Genomic DNA, 17,750 nt, shown 5'->3' with positions numbered 1-17,750 from the left:
GTTTTTATATAGTAGTTGTTTGGGTTGGTGTTAAGCGCTTTTGGCTCCGTTGCTCTTCAAGTAGACGTTTCATCCATTGCTGAATACTTCTGCTCTGCTGTGTTGTCAGGGTGGGGTGTGCAAGGTTATATGCCTCCAAAGGATCTTCTGTTAAATTGTACAGCTCATATTCCTCAGGTACGGGTTCTGTCTTAACCCTTGTGGACCATTCACCGGGTTTTCCCTCCACAGGCTGAAGTGTGACATCCTGAACTCCGGGCTGGCTCCAAAATTGAGGATTATCGAAATAACGCGAGAACTTCCACAGCTCTTTCCGACCATTTCTTTGAAGATACGTTAGAACCGTCTCAATGTGGTTCGGCTGAACGACAGACGAATACGGTTTTCCCAAGGGACTGGTTTGATGCTGGCCGCGTGTAACATCATCGTCGGTCATGAAATAGACGGGCGCATCGACGATTGCAGATGGGCTGTGTCCAAGGATTTGAGGTGCAAGATTGCGGCCTACAAAAGGGCGGGCATCACTGTACCTATTGTGCATACGGCTTTGAAGGTCTGTGATGTTCACATTCGCAAGCCCTAGCATCGTAGGAATCAGATCTACATGACTTGTTAGGGCATGGGTATCCTGAGATTTGGGAAATAAGCGTCTATTATGGATGAGAAAAGGGACATGCAGAAATTCTTCGTAGGCAGAGTACCATTTTTGATGAAGATCTCCATGAGCCCCTAATAAATCTCCATGATCCGAGGTAAAGATGACGATGGTATTGTCATAGAAAGAAGAGCGAGTTAGAGTCTCGAAGATCTTTCGCATTTGAAGGTCAGCGTTTTTTTGAAGTTGATAATACAGTTGGCGATAAAAAGGCTGGTCAATAATAGGCTGCAAGGCTTTTGGATAGAGGTCCCGGTAGCTGGCTTGGCAGCGCGGCTTGGTAGCTAATGATTCATTTTGCGTCGGAGAGGGAGCAACTGCAGGCATAGGCTCGACCTCAAACCTAAAATTAGGTAAATGTGCAGTGAGGGCTCCGTATAGAACAATATCATGTGGATTTACAAGGGAAGAGACGAGAAGCCAGGGAGGCGTATTTTTATCCTGGTTTTTTTGGCGATCCAGCGCTTGAATGAGTTCCACAGTTTCTGCACCGTACACCTCGTCGCGTCCACTTAATCCGATCGCGGCTGAGGAAGCAGAGTTTCGCGGATTTTTTCCAATCGGATCAGGTCCCACCCAACCAGAGAACCCAAAGTTATCTAAGCGATTCGCTCGTAAATAAACTTCTTCAAGATGTCTGTCAGGGACGCCTGTCACCGAATTATAGCTGGGCAAGCTGTCGTGGGTACCGGGAATGATAATATCCTCATTGGAGATATGCCACTTCCCTTTATAGTGGGTCTGGTAACCGGCTTACCGGAAGTAGTAACCCATTGTAGGTACAGTGTTCCTATCCAGCCAAAACATATTGGAATCAAAGGATTCTTTGGCAATTCCTACGGTCTGACTGACACCATGGAGCGATGGATAATGACCTGTAAACAGCGTTGCCCGGCTGGGGCAGCAAGCGGTAGTTCCAATGTAGTGTCTGTGGAACTCAAGGCTATGGCATTTTAATAATTGCTGTGTGACTAGATTCTGACGTCGCCATTCTCTGATTTCGGGATGTTCATATATGGGGGCATATCGCTCCTCATCTACGAGAATTACAAGAAAATTGGGTCTCTCTAAATAGCGTGATGATTCTGCTGCACTGCTCATGGGCATACACATCCTTGGTTAATTAGGTTGTTGCCTTAGATTATGTGGGAAACCGTGGAAACAGTAGCACTCCAATAAAACTCCTTTTACATACTTATATTATAAAATTATCCATTTTGTAATATGACAGAAGTGATGACAACGCTCACTATAACCAGACAAGTCTTTTAATTATAATGAATCAGATGGTCCAACTCTTCCAGCCTATTCAATTAAATACACAAGAGGTGATGTAGATGTTAGGAATCGGATTGGTCATCGCTTTTACAATTGGAGCTTATTTAATAGCTGCTTACATTCGATTGTTTAGCATGCGTAATCTTGTAAAAGAATCTTTTTCTACTATAGAAGTTTATTTACAAAATCGGTTTGAGGCCTTAACTGAAGTTGCGGAGATGGTTATTGCTTATGCCGCACATGAACACGAAATATTGGCGTTAGTACATAGAATAGGTGCGGGTTTAAGTGATCATCATTCTCCGGTTGAGAAGCTGACTAGATATGTGGAAATGGAAAAGTATCTTCATTCGATCAATGTTCAGGCAGACTATTATCCAGAGCTTAAGGTCAGCGATCCGTATATCAAATTGCAACAAAGGATTAATATTTTAGAGGAAAATCTATCTGCTAGTAGACGTATCTATAACGAAAATGTGACAAGCTATAATTCGATGATAAGTACTTTTCCTAATTTTTTATTTGCAGGGGCTATTGGATTTAAGTCGGAATTCCTGCTCAAGATGGAAGGGGCCAAACGGGCAGACGTTAATTGGACGGTATCCTAAGTGGACTTGATATAGAGAATTAAGATTGTCATGAGATTTAGAGGGAGGCTTTTCTATGAAAATCGTTATTGTGGATGATCATCCTTTAGTTAGAAGAGGGCTGGCATCTGTCATTTCAATGCAGCCAGGTGTGCAATTCGCTGGTGAAGCTACGAATGGTCAAGAAGCATTTGATGTGATTGAAGCGACAAAGCCAGATATTGTTCTCATTGATCTTAAGCTTGTTGATGAATCGGGCTTGGATGTCATTAAGACAGCACGTGCTCGCGGCATGGTTAGTAAGTTCATTCTGTTGACTTCCTCTGCGAGCAGAGAGGATTTTTTGAGGGCTGAAGAAGTACTAGTAGATGGATATGTCCTAAAAGAGGCACTGCCGGAGGAGTTACTTTTTGCTATCCAGTTGGTGCATAAAGGGAGAAAGTACTATGATCCTGGTCTAATGGAAGAAAAGATGCGTATTAGCGGCAGCAGTCCGACGGATGAATTAACACCGAAAGAGAAGGAAGTACTGATTGAACTTGGACAAGGTGCTTGCAACAGAACGATTGCTACACGTCTATATATCAGTGAATTTACGGTGAAGAAGCATGTCAGCCAGATTTTAGCGAAGCTGCAGGTTAATGATCGGACACAGGCAGCATTGTACGCAAACGCGATAGGGCTAACGAAATATGAAATGTGTTATGAGTAGAAATATAACATTAGCATTAAATACAAGGAGGTGTACCAGTAGCAGTTCATAGCTCTTGGGACACCTCCTGAATTTTTCTTTTTTTGTATGCAATGTATTTAGGAAGCGGCTATTTTTTGGCGGATTTGGGTAATCGCTTCTCTTGTTACCACTTCTCCGGCGGCTATGTAATCGTCCGCATCCTTAAAGCTGATTTGATTGAAGCCAAGATCGGGACGCAAGATTACATCCGCTAATTGCAGCTCTTCCTTTATCAGCTTTGCGCTCATGATGTCAATCGTATTCATTAAGGAATCTATTAGATGTCTGGCTGCTCCCTTCGTGAAGGATTCAGGGCAAACGTTAACTGCTATCACAATATCAGCTCCCATGCTTCTTACTAGCGCAGCTGGCACAGGATGAACAATGGCTCCATCGGCTAAGTGCTTTCCTTGATAGTTGACAGGTCGCATGGCTACGGGAACGGCTGTACTTGCGGCAATGGCATGTGCAAGCGAACCCGTCCTCATGATATGAGCCTCACCGGTGGAGACGTCTGAGGCTATCGCGCCAAAGGGTATCGGCAGCTCCTCAATTAGACGCTTACCGACATGCTTTTCGATAAAGCTGATAATGGGCGCGTTATGAACAAGGGACCGCATAGGGAAGGTTGGACGCACCAGTTGTCCCCAACTGATCGTAGAAAGAACCTTCATACATTCTTTTACAGACATTCCGGCTGCATAGGCTCCTCCGACCATAGATCCAACGCTTGTTCCTGCGATCATGTCTATGGGAATGCCCTCCTGCTCCAGAATGTTTAACACCCCAAGGTGAGCCATGCCTCTGGCTGCACCGCTTCCTAACGCCAGACCAATAACGGGGCGGTCTCCTACTTTACGGACTCGGCCGAAGCGGAGATGGTGACTGTAGATCATACGTCCTTCGCTCCGAATATAGGCTTCCCTCACGATATTTCGTAATTCCTCTACATTATTGTCGAGGTAAGGGAACAGGGACAGCATGCTCAGGGCATCTTGAGAGAGGACCTCTCGCGCATTGCCCGCTCCTTCTTTCTCTAGAAAGTATTGCGCAAGTAGCGGTATATCTTCAGTTCGCTCACGAAGAGGAGGCACAGGCAAGACCGCTAAGTGGGAAACAATCTTCAAGGGACAAGTGCTAGTCAGGATGATTCGAATCTGTGCAGCTGTCTCCAGCAGCTGTAGTAGCTTCTCAGAAGGACAGGATTCTGCTTCCTCGATGACAATGGTTCCTCCTTTTGCCGCAATAACCTTGGTCTCCCAATCAACGAGGCTCATGTCTGCTACATTTAACACCAGTAGCGGGTATTGTCCGTTCGTTGCTCGGTAATGAAGTGCTCTTGCTACATTTACCTTCCCTGTACCAGATTCACCTATCACGACAACATGGACCCGCTCCGTCGACAGATGTTCAATCGACCTGAGAAGTGTGCGCATTTCGGCGCTTTCTCCGATCAGTTCACCATAACGCTCTTGTTCCTCGGATTCATGAAGCTTCATGATGATCTGACTTTTTGAGTGCTCTTCCAGTACACGTTCGTTGGAATTTTGGATTCTCTTGATCATGGATTCGATGATCTGGCTCCGGAACTCGCGATTTTTCTCCATCAACAGCAGCATGCCATTTCTGGATACGGATATTACATGAACGTTATCGATCGCTTCTACATGTGCGCTGATGGGGTCTCCGGTAAGACAGGACATTTCCCCGAAGAACTGGCCTTTCGAGAGTATAGCCAATTCTACCTTTATTTCCGTACTAATAAATACTTGTACCTGACCGGATACCAAAATATAAACCCGCTGGCTGACCTCGCCCTTTTTCATGATAAGCTTGCCGGGTTCATAATGTTCTTCTTGCATTTCTGGAGCTAAATGCTGTAATTCTTCATCGGACAGGTGCTCAAGCATAGGGTAGTCTATGTAGGAAAGATGCAATTTGAATCCTCCTTATGTAGGGATGATTGAGTATTTTTTCCTATATTATCACAATGCAATTTTATAGATGTCATATGACAAAATAGATGACAAAGTTAATTACAACATAGGATTCTATGGCGAGATCAGATGATATAATGAGTATAATTGCTTTGCGAGATTGCTTATTCTGTCTACCTAATTGTAACTAGGGAGTGCTGTTAATGTTTGAGTTGCAAGGATACCAAACTTTAGATCTGATAGAGACTACCTCAGATATCAGGCTGTACAGACTCCTACGTCAAGAAGATGGCCTTAGGGTTATTGCCAAGACAACTACAGGCGAGTACCCGGGATCTACTATGGTTGATGCTTTTCGTCATGAGTATGACATGCTTAAGCGACTTAGCGGTCGTGGAGCAATCGAGGCATATAGCCTGGAAATCACGCCGGATCGGCCAGTCCTTCTCCTAAAAGATATAGAGGGGAGTACGCTGGATCAGATACTGCGTACACCTGATTCACTGGAGCTTCCAGTGCTGCTTCGGATCGCCATCGCTGTTGCTGATTGCCTTATGCAAATTCATCGTGAAAAAATAACACTAAATGAACTGACCCCCGCTCATCTAATCGTCAATCCAATTACTTTTGAAGTGAAATTTATTGATATACGAATGTGCTCTACTGAAAATAATACCAGTCCATTGTCATCTTTAAACGGGCGGCCGGATGCCTTGCTTCCTTATATATCGCCAGAGCAAACGGGTCGAACTGGGTTGAACCCGGACTATCGTTCTGACTTTTATTCGCTTGGAGTCATTATGTATGAATGTCTCTCAGGCAGTCGCCCCTTTGAGCTTCATGATGTTGTTGATATTGTATACCGTCATCTTGCAGATACACCTGAGCCTTTACATCGCAGGTTTCCCACTATTCCTCTAACTGTCTCTGACATTGTTGCTAAATGCATGGAGAAAATGCCTGATGCGAGATATGCCAGCGCCTTTGGAATCAAGTCGGATCTTGAGGAATGTCTAACCCACCTACAACAATACGGGTACATCGAGCCCTTCCTATTAGGAGGCTGGGATATTCCGGAACGCTGGATGGTATCGGAACGATTCTACGGAAGACATTTTGAGAAACTAAGCTTACGAGAAGCACTGAAACGAGCATCACAAGGTGCTGTAAAGACGGTCTGGCTTAGTGGTGAGAGTGGTATCGGCAAAACAACCTTTCTAAAAGAAACGCTTAGAAATTCGATTTCTTTGGATGGTTTTTTCGCCAGAGGCAAATTCGAATCTCTACATACCTCACTCCCTTATGGCATCTGGCATCAAGTTATAGAAGAATTGGTCAGTCAACTGCTGATGGAAACGAAGCTGCAGGTGGAGGTTTGGAAGCTGCGTATTTTACAGGCAGTGGACAGTTACGGGCAATTATTGATCGAACTTGTCCCTAAGCTTGAGCTCTTGATTGGCCCCCAACCTTCCGTGCCTCCGTTGCCGCCGCTGGAAGCTCAGCATCGATTTCAATTAATTATGAGCCGATTTATTCAACTCTTTCCCCATGAAGATCATCCTTTGATCTTGATATTGGACAATCTGCAATGGGCGGATGAAACATCGCTGCAATATCTCACTTCGCTTATAGAGGACACGGCCACGAGTCATCTGCTAATCGTTCTTTCCTATCGTGATCGGGAAATCACGAGGCTGCACCCACTCAGTAGGCTGGAAAAGCATTTGATAGACCGTAACGTAGTGATGAGTAGAATATCTCTACAAGCGCTTGACCTCACCGATTTAAAACAACTGCTACTGGATGTTATGCGTTACGAGGCTGCTGACTTGGACGAGTTAGCGCGGGTACTTCTGCATAAGACAGATGGGAATCCACTATTTATTAAGCAATTCCTTCAGGATTTGATTGATGATCAGCGAGTGGAATTTGACGAGGATCTTCGAAGCTGGAAATGGGACCTCCAGCGCATTACTGAATTGAATGTTCCTGATAATGCAGCAGCCTATCTTTCAAGTAAGTTACAGCAATTTCCTGATCAGACGGTGTATGCACTTAGTAGAGCTGCATTACTGGGCAGCATATTTGATGTGGGTACGCTTGCCGAAATTACGGAGATTCCGGTAGAGACATTGACCGAAGCGTTGGAAGTCGCTGTAAATGGACGTGTGCTACAACCTGTTAACGGGGAGGAATATACGCATTTTAAATTCCAGCACAACCGCATTCATCGGGCGGCTTATGCTCTTGTTCCCGAAGAGGTGCGCCCAGAGCTACATTGGAGGATTGGCATGCTATTGCTAGGCCGCAGCTCTCTTAGTGAAGGAACGATTCTATTTGAAGCGGTCCATCATTTCAACCAGGCGCTTACATGGATAGATCGCCCCGAACAGAGGCTTCAACTGGTAGAGCTGAACTTACAGGCAGGGATAAAAGCGAAGCAAACGACTGCACATGAGACAGCCTTACAATATATGCTTCAGGCAACAGCAATACTAGAGGAGCAGAGCTGGGAGGAGCGTTATGGGCTAACCTTCCGGGTATTTCGTGAGAGGGCCGAGCTCGAATACTTATGTTCACATTTTGATAAGGCCAATGAATTATTTCATCTGTTAATCCATAAGGCTGCGACAAATACGGATAAGGCTTACATCTACGCGATGAAGGTTCAATTGGAAGCAAGTAATGATAACCATGAAGAGGTTATCTCCTTAGGTCGGCATACATTATCGCTATTGAAAGTGAGCCATCAATTTGATCCTAGCTATGTTCAATTGACGCTTCAATGGTTAAGATTGCGGCGCAGACTACAGAAGGTTTCACTCGAATCGCTTAATCTTTTACCGCCGATGACCGACGAGGCTCGTAGAGTCGCAATGACCACTTTAGATCATACGAGCAATGCCTGCTTCTATGTCAACCGAGATGGGTGGCTCGCTTCTTCCTTCACCATGATTGAATTGACGCTCGATTATGGGATGACTCCGGAGGCTTCCATTGGATTCATAGGCTATGCAATGTTTCAATACTATTACTTCCGTAATGATGAAGAAACATTTAAATGGGCCATGCTGGCGTGCAGCTTATCGGAACCCTATCCGAAAGTGCATATGACAACCTTAGCTGCGTTCGCAATGTGCTACGATAGCTGGCGGCATTATGATCCAACTATGCTCCGTATGTTTACCGAGAAAGCAGGTAAAGTGGGACTGGAATCAGGTGACTTATGGAAAGGCAACCAGAGTGTGCTAATCAACTGTGCCTCCCTTTTGCAATTTGGCCATCCGTTAGGTGATATCTATGATCGGTTAATTGCTCATTCCGGTGATTTGCTGCGCCATAACAACAGTCTTCACTGTAAGCAGGCTATCATAGCTGCAGCTACTCTAGTTCGATTGACAGGTTATCGCTCACTAGATGATCCATTTAACATCGCAGAGATTAGCGAACCTGATTTTGCACAGTCGGTTCATGGAGATACATTTAATTTTATACAAGAAATGGTCTGGATACACCGATATTTGACAGGTTATGTATTTGGGGAGTACCGCGAAGCCAGTGAGGCATTAGCGAAATCAGCTGCCATTATAAAATCACGTGAAGATGGCTTAGACAGTCCTATGCAGACCGTGTATGAATGTTTAGTCTGGGCTCAGTTGTATGAGGAATATAACGCTGAAGAGCAACGTGTATACCGGGTAAAAATGCACAGTCGGCTGAAGAAAATGAAAAAGTTTGCTAAGCGTTGCCCGGAAAATTATGAGCATAAATATTTGTTGATGAAGGCTGAGCTGACTCGCCTATCGCGAGATCCACGACAAGCTGAAGCCTTGTATGAGCAGTCTATTGAGGCTGCTCGTATCAACGGCCATATTCACGATCTAGCGATGGCGGCGGAATGCTACGGCAAATATGGACTTCGTCATGGCAAATTACATCTAGCAAGAATCTATATGACTGAGGCCTACGAGGCTTATCTGCAATGGGGCGCAAAGGCTAAAGCGGCTGACCTTGAGCAGCAGCATAGCCATTTGCTGCATATTAAACGGGAGCCCGGGCTCGATCGAGTCGATTCCCTTTCTGTAGTTATGTCTGCTCAAGCTTTATCGGGCGAGATGGAGATGAGTCGATTATTGGCCACGCTGATGCGGATCATGCTCCACAATGCTGGGGCCGAATATGGGGCAGTTATTTTTGATCATGATGGCAAATGGATGGTTGAAGCTTATGGTACCTCAGAAGCTCAGCATATCGAATCTGTTCCTCTCGGGGAAGAGTCAGATCTTGTTCCGGCAGCGATTATAGCCTATGCAGCAAGAACACAGGAGCAGGTTGTATTACATGATGCGCTCAGTGAGGGGATATTTACGCGTAACGTTTACGTTAGGAAGAATAGACTGAAATCGGTTCTTTGTCTTCCTATCATGAATCAGAATAAATTGGTTTGCTTGCTCTATTTGGAGAATAACCTATCCCCGGGTGTATTTACGCCAAGTAGACTCGATGTGCTCAAGCTGCTTGGTTCACAATGCGCAATCTCAATCGCTAACGCCAAGCTGTATTCGGGAATCCAATATCTTAAAAAAAATCTAGAGGACCAAGTTGTAGAAAGAACTCGTAGTCTGGAGCGTTCGATGCGAGAAACATCTGCGGCTTTAGCCGAAGCTACCGTCTTTGAGGAACGCAATCGTATTGCCCAAGAGATTCATGATATTGTTGGGCATACACTTACATCGACGATTCTGCAGATTGAAGCTGGCAAGCGGCTGCTTCAGAAAAAAGATATAGATAGTGGTTTTCAGCGATTGGTTGAGGCACAGGATCTTGTTCGGCATAGCTTGAATGAAATTCGCGGCTCAGTCCATATGCTGAAGGAGGATAAGTATTCGGACCTCACGGTCATGTTGAAGCAACTGATACGCGATACTGAACGTAATGCGGGCGTTGTCGTCCATGCCATTATTTATGATCTGCCGGAGGCCATGTCAACAGCCTATAAAAAGGCCATCTATCATGCTTTGCAGGAGGGCCTAACGAACGGAATCAGACACGGTAAGAGTACGGAGTTTCATTTTAGTCTGGAGTCTGTCGGAGCAAATTTACAGTTTAGGCTCAAAGATCGTGGGTCAGGAGATAGTCATATAGTGATGGGTTTTGGACTTAGGACGATGAAAGAACGGGTGGAGCAACTGGGAGGTAGCTTATCCATTGATTCAGAAATGAATGAGGGATGTCTACTGGAAATCGATCTGCCAATGCGAAGGGTTGGGAATAGAAAATGAGTAAGATAAAGATTGTAATTGCCGATGATCAATTGTTGACGCGTGAAGGACTTCGTACCATTCTGGATCTGGAGGATGATATGGAGGTGGTCGGCGCTGCCAAGAACGGGGAAGAGGCCTGCGAGATGGTGGAAGCATTCCAACCCGATCTGGTACTGCTTGATGTCCAAATGCCGATCATGAATGGGATCAGTGCACTAAAACGGATCAAGCAGATTCGTCCGGATATATTCATTCTGATTTTAACCACTTTTATAGAGACCGATTATATTGTTGAGGGTATGGCATTTGGAGCAAGCGGCTATATGCTGAAGGATATGGATGCTGATAAAATGATTTCTTCGATCCGTGATACGATATCCGGGCAATTTATTCTGCCAGCTCCGGTAGCAGCCAAATTGGCGACCAGGATGAATAGATTGACGGAGGAGTACGAACATTGGCAAAGATCCAATGTAGATCGTATGAGTCTGACAGAACGGGAAGAGGAGCTGGCGCAGCTCATTATCCGGGGACTTAACAATCGCGAAATTGCCGATACACTGCATATTGCGGAGGGGACAGCCCGTAACTATATTAGTAATCTTTATAGCAAATTAGAGGTGGTTGACCGGGCTCAAGCGATTGTGCGACTTCAAGCTATTATGTAACCATAGTTGATGCTAACGAATTACTGTAGGGGCCAAGTAATCAAACATTGGAAAATTTCTCAGTACCCCAAATGTAACGGTTAGGATCAACATCACAGCCATAATTCCATGGCTAAGTGGTTGGATACGTTTCTTTTCAGTAATTAAGTACAACATATACAGAGGCGCTAGAATAAATAGCAACGGGTTAAATCTAAACGCCTGAACGAAGTCGAACTTTAACAAGGATAGAATAACTCTTGTGACTCCACATCCCGGACAATAAAATCCAGTCCATTCATGAAATAGACAAGGTATACCTAGATTGGTTAAAGGCATCCATACAGTGAAATACAGTAAGCCAAGGAGACTTAAGGACACACTCCAAAATAGTTTAGGGTGTGTCCTTCTATGAATCGTAAAATTATACCAATTTGTTAACATCAGATTGCACCAAAGCGTATGTGACAATACCAAAACTAAAGATTGTGAGGATCACGTACAGAGCTGAATTATCGGATACGAGATAGCCGCGTTGTCTTTGAGCTTCTGCAACATGTTTACCGATCTGGTAGGCCCAAACCAGACTCCATATCCCGCAAGTAATCAATGTTAGAAGAAAATGCTTTCCTCCTGTGAATGTGTAGTCTCCACTTAGCTTTCCAACGTCATTCGTTAGAACAATAAACCAAAATATTCCGTATATTCCACATGTAATTAATGACAGTATAATGGAAAATGCGACACTCCTTTGACTAATCATTGTTCACTCTCCTATGTATTTATATGAAAATTTTACATTATTATCATAGACAATTGTGAAAATATATACAAGATAATATTTAGTAGTTTGTTTTTTTAAGAAACGTGGAACAAGCTTACTATCTGGATATAGTGGATTCCTTCATGAATATGAAATATACTTTTAAAGATTAGCCGCAAGACAGCTAGAATTTGAACTACGATTGGAGAAAATGAAACAATGTCTAATTTACCGAACTGCCCGAAATGTAATTCTGAGTACACTTATGAAGATGGAAGTCTACTAGTCTGCCCGGAATGTGCACACGAGTGGACATTAGAATCAGAGTCTGAGAATAGTGAAGATCAAAAGGTTATCAAAGATGCCAATGGCAATGTATTAAACGACGGCGACTCAGTAACTGTAATCAAAGACCTTAAGGTAAAAGGAAGCTCATCTGTTCTGAAGATAGGTACCAAAGTCAAAAACATCCGTTTAGTGGACGGAGATCATGATATTGATTGCAAAATTGATGGGTTTGGGGCTATGAAATTAAAATCCGAATTTGTTAAAAAGATATAAAAGAAAGAATCAGCTTACCTTCGATAGAAGTAGGGCTGATTCTTTCTTTTTTTAGGTAATATTTAAAGGCGTGTCATCTTATGATTTCAACAATTTGGTTTCGTCCTGCATTTTTGGCTTGATATAAAGCTTTGTCCACAGATTCGAATAAATCATTTAGTTGATTGGTCGGGCTTTCTGCATACTGCTCTGCAAAATTATTAATGGACAGTAGTCCCATGCTTACAGTGATGGATACAGAATGAGCAACCTCATCCACATGTACTTTATTGGCCTCTATCATGAATTTGATATGCTCTGCCCAGAGGTTTGCTTGTGTGTGGTTCGTATTTGGTAAATAGACGATAAACTCTTCCCCGCCATAGCGTGCCAGAATATCCGTCTCCCTTAGCGATTGCTTAATGACCTCTACCGTGCTGCAAATTACAACATCGCCCACTAAATGGCCGTAATTGTCATTCACCGTTTTGAAAAAGTCGATATCCAGTAGAATGATGGCAAAAGGCTGCTTCAATATCATATTTTCTATAATCTCTTGTTCTAAGTACTGTGTTAAGTAATGACGGTTATAACAACCTGTTAAGCTGTCGGTTATGGCCATTTGCTTGAGTTTTTGATTGGTCTGAGAAAGCTCATTCTGGATTTCAATTAATGCCAGATTACGCTCTTGCAGGATCTCGTTCTGCTGATTAGTCTCAGCAATGAGGCGATGCAGCTCGCTTCTATCCTGAAAGGTGAGAATCCGTCCAACCATGATCTCGCCTACGACAATGGGTTCCGCTGTAATATTGATGTACGCTTGGAGCGAGGTGTAGAATACTTCAACTTCGCTTCTCTCCATGGGCTGTTTAAGATATGTATGTTGAAACAATCGGAAAGCGCTGGCAGTCTGCTCCAGGGGGGTTAGCGCCGATAAGTCGAAGCGATCACCGATCTGTAGGTTGATTTTTGGCAAAAGCGATCGATTGATCTCTACCACAGTCTCGTTATCATCCAGTACAAGAATACCTAGTGTGAGTGTGTCAATGATATCCTGATGAGCGATGGTTACGAGATCAAATATTTTATCACGATGGATGGCAATGACGAAAAAGATGGCAGAGATTAGTATCCCCAGAGAGGTCATCCCCGGAATCACCGGCTGAGATTTAAACAGTACCACATTAAGAAAGACATCCAGTAATACAAATACAGTCAGCACCAGCACACCTTTGAGTACATGAGTAACCTGTTTTTTGATCCGCTGTGTGGCGTTCGATATAAGCGCTGAATAGATGATATACAGAGAAATAATAATAGTGCAGATCAAGAAGAGAATAAACAGCCAAAAAAGCGGACCATAAGATCTTTCAACATATCCACCATGCATTGGCAGTACAAAGCTTTGCTTTGGATTGACGATCACTCCAATTAAGATCAATGCTGCGACAATGTATAGGATCAGCGTTTTCTTTTTTCGGAGGAGATATGATTTTCCAGTGAGAAATATCGTAAAAAGAAGCCATCCAATCGTTAACAGTATCGAGTCAATAAAAGCGAGCTTCACATAAAACAATTGAACATCGGGATCCGCTGTAGTTTTGAGAGCAAATTGACAGAAGGGCCATAACATCATCGTGAAATGGAAAGTCAAGTAAACCTTATGTAAGTTAGTGATTGTTACAGTAACAAATATGTAGATGAATAGAACGAAAAGAACGAAGAATAATGATAAGTCAATCCATGTCATGACATTCAATTCGGTAACACCTTCTTATATAAAAAAATAGGTTCATCTTTATTCATTTAAGCTCGAAACCTTCTCCCACTCGGTTAGCAGCTCTTTTACGCTCTGTGCGGACTGTGGCTTACTGAACAAGTAACCTTGAATTTTATCGCAGCCTTGCTCCTGCAGGTAATCGAGTTGAACAGTTCGCTCCACACCTTCTGCAATAACACACATATTCATGCGTTTACCAATCATAATAATTTGTTCGACAAGAACGGCTTGATGTGTCCCTGTTCGAATGGAATCAATGAAAGACTTGTCTATTTTTAAAGTCGAGATCGGCATATGAGTAAGATAGCTTAAGGAGGAATAACCGGTACCAAAGTCATCCAAGGCAATTTTGATGTTGTGAGCTCTGAGTTCAGTCAGTTTACTGCTCACATATTCGTAAGATTCAACCAGAACACTCTCTGTAATCTCCAGCTCTAAGTATTCAGGATCTAGTCCAGAGGCTTGCAAGGTGTCTAGAACTAACTCATTGAAGTCGCTTTGCAGTAGCTGCAGCATTGAAATATTAACAGACATCGTCAGATGTGATAATCCTTGCTCATGAAGACTTTTTAAAAAGGCACAGGCTGTTCTGAGCACCCACGCCCCGAGAGGAATGATAAGGTGGGAATCTTCTGCTATTTTGATAAACTTATCCGGAGGGACCATGCCTAGTATAGGGTTGTTCCAGCGCATAAGAGCCTCTAGTCCCGTCACCCTGTTCTGAGTCAGATCAATCTGGGGTTGATAGAATACCTCTAACTCATTTTTCTCTAAAGCATTGTACAACTGCTTCTCAATGTTCATTCGCTCAGTAAAGGTATCATTGAGCGGTTGATCAAAGACAATAATTTGACCCTTGCCAGCGTCTTTGGCTTTATACATAGCGATGTCTGCGCATTTAAGGAGTTCCATAATATTACTTCCATGTTCGGGGTGAGCACTGATTCCGATGCTTAGGCTAACATGTAGCAGACTGTCATCCATCTCAATCGCATCTTTAAAACCGGCAATAATGTGAGAGGCTACACTAGTTATACACTGACTGTTCTCAATAGAATATAAAAGAACGATGAACTCATCCCCGGCGAAACGATACACTTCCCCACTACTCCCAACCAGGGACACCAATCTCTCACTAACCTTAACAATTAGCCGGTCACCAAATTCATGGCCCATCGTATCATTTACATATTTGAAGTAATCAATGTCGATGAACATTAAGGCTGCAATGTTATTCAGTTCCAAAATGTGAGGCCCATTCTCATAAAAAGCTAATTTGTTGGGCAAGCCGGTTAATAGATCATGATACGCCAGGTAATGCATCCTTTCTTCATTCATGGCTAGCTTCTCTTGATTCTCAATGAGCTGATCATATTGCTGTCTGAGTTCTTCTTCCGTAGCTGTGATTTCCTCATAGGCGGCCTCTAGATTTTCGTGGGCGCTCACCCTATCCCTATAGGCAAGATCCAGTTTCTTCTCGATCCTTTTAATCCGTTTCAGAGTACCTAGAATTAATGCAAAGATAAGCAAAGCTGTTATGAGGATAAAGAACCAGCCTTTAATTATATTAATAAGTCTTATCCACTCCGGATCTCGTGTAAAAGTGGAAACGGCCTTATCTGTTAAAGGGATCCATAAGCACCCAACAATAAAATATATTATGGCGATTTTTAAGGAGCCCCGAACAGGATTGAAGGTTTGTTTGGATATGGAATTTTTGTGTTTATTTCTTTGAAGCATATGTCCCTCCTATATCAAGCATGAGATGCATGAGAGCTACTTGTTTTAGATCATTTCAACATATTTCATCAAAATCCTCTATTTGTCAGTGATGTTATGCAAATTTTAAAAATGAGTTTTTGGACAAGTTGGAGCTAGGCATTAATGCCTAGCTATGCTTGAACGTAACTTGTGTTATAATCAAACAAACAACTCGAAGAGAAAATTATAGTTAAGGGGGAATCGTAAGTGGAAATAGGTATCAGTACGTTCGTAGAAACAACACCGGATGTTCAATCGGGGGAGTTAATAAGTCATGCACAGCGATTGCGCGAGGTAGTAGAGGAGATTGTTCTTGCAGATAAGGTGGGCTTAGATATATTCGGTGTGGGTGAGCATCATCGAAAGGATTATGCCGCATCTTCTCCAGCAGTTTTGCTGGCTGCGGCTGCCTCACAGACGACACGAATTCGGCTGACCAGTGCGGTAACCGTACTGTCCTCTGCTGATCCAGTACGTGTATTTCAGGATTTTGCAACACTTGATGGAATCTCAAATGGACGGGCAGAAATCATGGCAGGCCGGGGTTCTTTTATCGAATCTTTCCCGCTCTTTGGATACGATTTAAATGACTACGATGAGTTATTCGATGAGAAGCTGGACCTGTTGTTAAAAATAACGGCATCCGAAAAAGTAACCTGGAGTGGAAATCACCGACCAGCCATTAATAATCTGGGGATTTATCCGCGCCCCGTTCAGAATCCTTTGCCCGTATGGATTGGCAGTGGAGGCAATACGGAATCTGTGATTCGCGCTGGCCTGCTCGGGCTACCACTTGTGCTCGCGATTATTGGCGGAAGTCCGTTGCAATTTGCTCCACTGGTGAAGCTCTATAAGAAAGCGGCGGCCCAAGCAGGACATGATGTGTCGAAGCTTCCGGTTGCCTCACACTCGCACGGCTTTATTGCAGAGGATAATCAGCTTGCGGCCGATATGTTCTTTCCCTCTACGCAGGCTAGCATGAATGTGATTGGTCGTGAGCGTGGCTGGGGTCATTATAGTCGTGCGAGCTTTGATGCGGCACGTAGATTTGAAGGTGCCTTGTATGTAGGAGATCCAGACACTGTTGCTGAGAAGATTATTCACCTACGCAAACACGTAGGCATTACACGCTTTATGCTGCATGTACCGCTAGGTACGATGCCTCATAAGGATGTAATGAGAGCCATTGAGCTATTGGGTACTGAAGTAGCGCCAATTGTTCGAGCTGAGATATCGAGATGGGAAGCAGAGGTCGAACCAAAATAGGATTGACCCTTTCTGGATTAATCAGTATAATCTTACCAATTTATTGAGGTTGTACTGATTGGGGGAGGGAACTGAAGTGGCGGATCGAATCATAGCGGATAGACTTGAGGAATTAGGTATTGTCCTACCTAGTGCTAGTGAACCGGCGGCAAAATATGCTAACTACGTTATTGTTAATGGATTATGTTTTGTATCGGGAAAAGGACCTGCCGGGCATCCCAAAGGCAAGCTGGGACAAGACTTCACCACCGAAGAAGGCTATCATTTTTCACGTCAGACTGGTATAGAGATCCTTGCCGTCCTTGAGTCTGCTTTAGGCTCCTTGGATAAAGTGAAGAGAGTGGTCAAAATTCAAGGATTTGTGAATGCAGATCCCTTATTCGAAGAACATCATAAAGTGCTCAATGGCTGTTCGGATTTAATGCTGGAGGTATTCGGGGACAAGGGCAGTCATGCTCGTTCGGTATTGGGCGCTGTTTCTGTAAGGGATAATCTTCCGATCATTATCGATTCTATTTTTGAAGTGGATTAAAAAGAGG

The 17,750-nt window shown here is 43.6% G+C and carries 12 protein-coding genes and 1 pseudogene; 7 read left to right on the top strand and 6 right to left on the bottom strand.

Features of this window, described 5'->3' with window-relative positions; all coding sequences use genetic code 11:
- Positions 1-4: 4 nt before the first annotated feature.
- A pseudogene (locus MHI27_RS29950) lies at positions 5-1,756 on the bottom strand (sulfatase-like hydrolase/transferase).
- Between the two features lie 236 nt (positions 1,757-1,992).
- On the opposite strand from MHI27_RS29950, the gene MHI27_RS29945 reads away from it, so the two are divergent.
- Both MHI27_RS29945 and MHI27_RS29940 read left to right on the top strand, forming a co-directional pair.
- Positions 1,993-2,541 (top strand): LemA family protein, encoded by a 549-nt coding sequence (locus tag MHI27_RS29945; protein WP_405175277.1) that lies wholly within the window; start codon positions 1,993-1,995, stop codon positions 2,539-2,541.
- A gap of 55 nt (positions 2,542-2,596) precedes the next feature.
- Positions 2,597-3,232: a response regulator gene (locus tag MHI27_RS29940; RefSeq protein ID WP_405175276.1), complete on the top strand. Its 636-nt coding sequence runs from the start codon at positions 2,597-2,599 to the stop codon at positions 3,230-3,232.
- A gap of 98 nt (positions 3,233-3,330) precedes the next feature.
- On the opposite strand, the gene MHI27_RS29935 is transcribed toward MHI27_RS29940, so the two are convergent.
- Positions 3,331-5,190, bottom strand: coding sequence for a patatin-like phospholipase family protein (locus MHI27_RS29935; RefSeq protein ID WP_405175275.1), 1,860 nt, complete (start codon positions 5,188-5,190; stop codon positions 3,331-3,333).
- Between the two features lie 203 nt (positions 5,191-5,393).
- On the opposite strand from MHI27_RS29935, the gene MHI27_RS29930 reads away from it, so the two are divergent.
- Positions 5,394-10,472 carry an AAA family ATPase gene (locus MHI27_RS29930; RefSeq protein ID WP_405175274.1) on the top strand — a complete coding sequence of 1,693 codons (5,079 nt, stop codon included), beginning with the start codon at positions 5,394-5,396 and terminating at the stop codon, positions 10,470-10,472.
- The gene (locus MHI27_RS29925; RefSeq protein ID WP_042192856.1) at positions 10,469-11,122 is read left to right on the top strand and encodes a response regulator transcription factor; all 654 of its coding nucleotides are present in this window, start codon (positions 10,469-10,471) and stop codon (positions 11,120-11,122) included. Before MHI27_RS29930 ends, MHI27_RS29925 begins: the two co-directional genes overlap by 4 nt.
- A 12-nt stretch (positions 11,123-11,134) precedes the next feature.
- On the opposite strand, the gene MHI27_RS29920 is transcribed toward MHI27_RS29925, so the two are convergent.
- A complete protein-coding gene (locus tag MHI27_RS29920) occupies positions 11,135-11,440 on the bottom strand; it encodes a DUF2752 domain-containing protein (protein ID WP_256716193.1) in 306 nt (101 codons plus the stop codon).
- A gap of 85 nt (positions 11,441-11,525) precedes the next feature.
- Positions 11,526-11,864 carry a DUF4234 domain-containing protein gene (locus tag MHI27_RS29915; RefSeq protein ID WP_052404459.1) on the bottom strand — a complete coding sequence of 113 codons (339 nt, stop codon included), beginning with the start codon at positions 11,862-11,864 and terminating at the stop codon, positions 11,526-11,528.
- A gap of 219 nt (positions 11,865-12,083) precedes the next feature.
- On the opposite strand from MHI27_RS29915, the gene MHI27_RS29910 reads away from it, so the two are divergent.
- Entirely contained in the window at positions 12,084-12,425 is a 342-nt protein-coding gene (locus MHI27_RS29910; protein WP_042131582.1) for a zinc ribbon domain-containing protein YjdM, read from the top strand.
- Between the two features lie 73 nt (positions 12,426-12,498).
- Here the strand turns inward: MHI27_RS29910 and MHI27_RS29905 are convergent, their stop codons facing one another.
- The gene (locus MHI27_RS29905) at positions 12,499-14,154 is read right to left on the bottom strand and encodes a diguanylate cyclase (RefSeq protein ID WP_149645573.1); all 1,656 of its coding nucleotides are present in this window, start codon (positions 14,152-14,154) and stop codon (positions 12,499-12,501) included.
- 48 nt (positions 14,155-14,202) lie between these two features.
- Entirely contained in the window at positions 14,203-15,924 is a 1,722-nt protein-coding gene (locus MHI27_RS29900; protein ID WP_341051161.1) for an EAL domain-containing protein, read from the bottom strand.
- A gap of 228 nt (positions 15,925-16,152) precedes the next feature.
- On the opposite strand from MHI27_RS29900, the gene MHI27_RS29895 reads away from it, so the two are divergent.
- Complete coding sequence (locus tag MHI27_RS29895; RefSeq protein ID WP_076298026.1) at positions 16,153-17,211, top strand: LLM class flavin-dependent oxidoreductase; 1,059 nt, start codon at positions 16,153-16,155, stop codon at positions 17,209-17,211.
- Between the two features lie 76 nt (positions 17,212-17,287).
- Positions 17,288-17,743: a RidA family protein gene (locus MHI27_RS29890; protein ID WP_256716184.1), complete on the top strand. Its 456-nt coding sequence runs from the start codon at positions 17,288-17,290 to the stop codon at positions 17,741-17,743.
- Positions 17,744-17,750 lie beyond the last annotated feature (7 nt).

The sequence above is a fragment of the Paenibacillus sp. FSL H8-0261 genome (genome assembly GCF_045040645.1).
Taxonomy (GTDB): Bacteria; Bacillota; Bacilli; order Paenibacillales; family Paenibacillaceae; genus Paenibacillus_AQ.
This window is presented reverse-complemented; position numbering and strand designations above follow the sequence as displayed.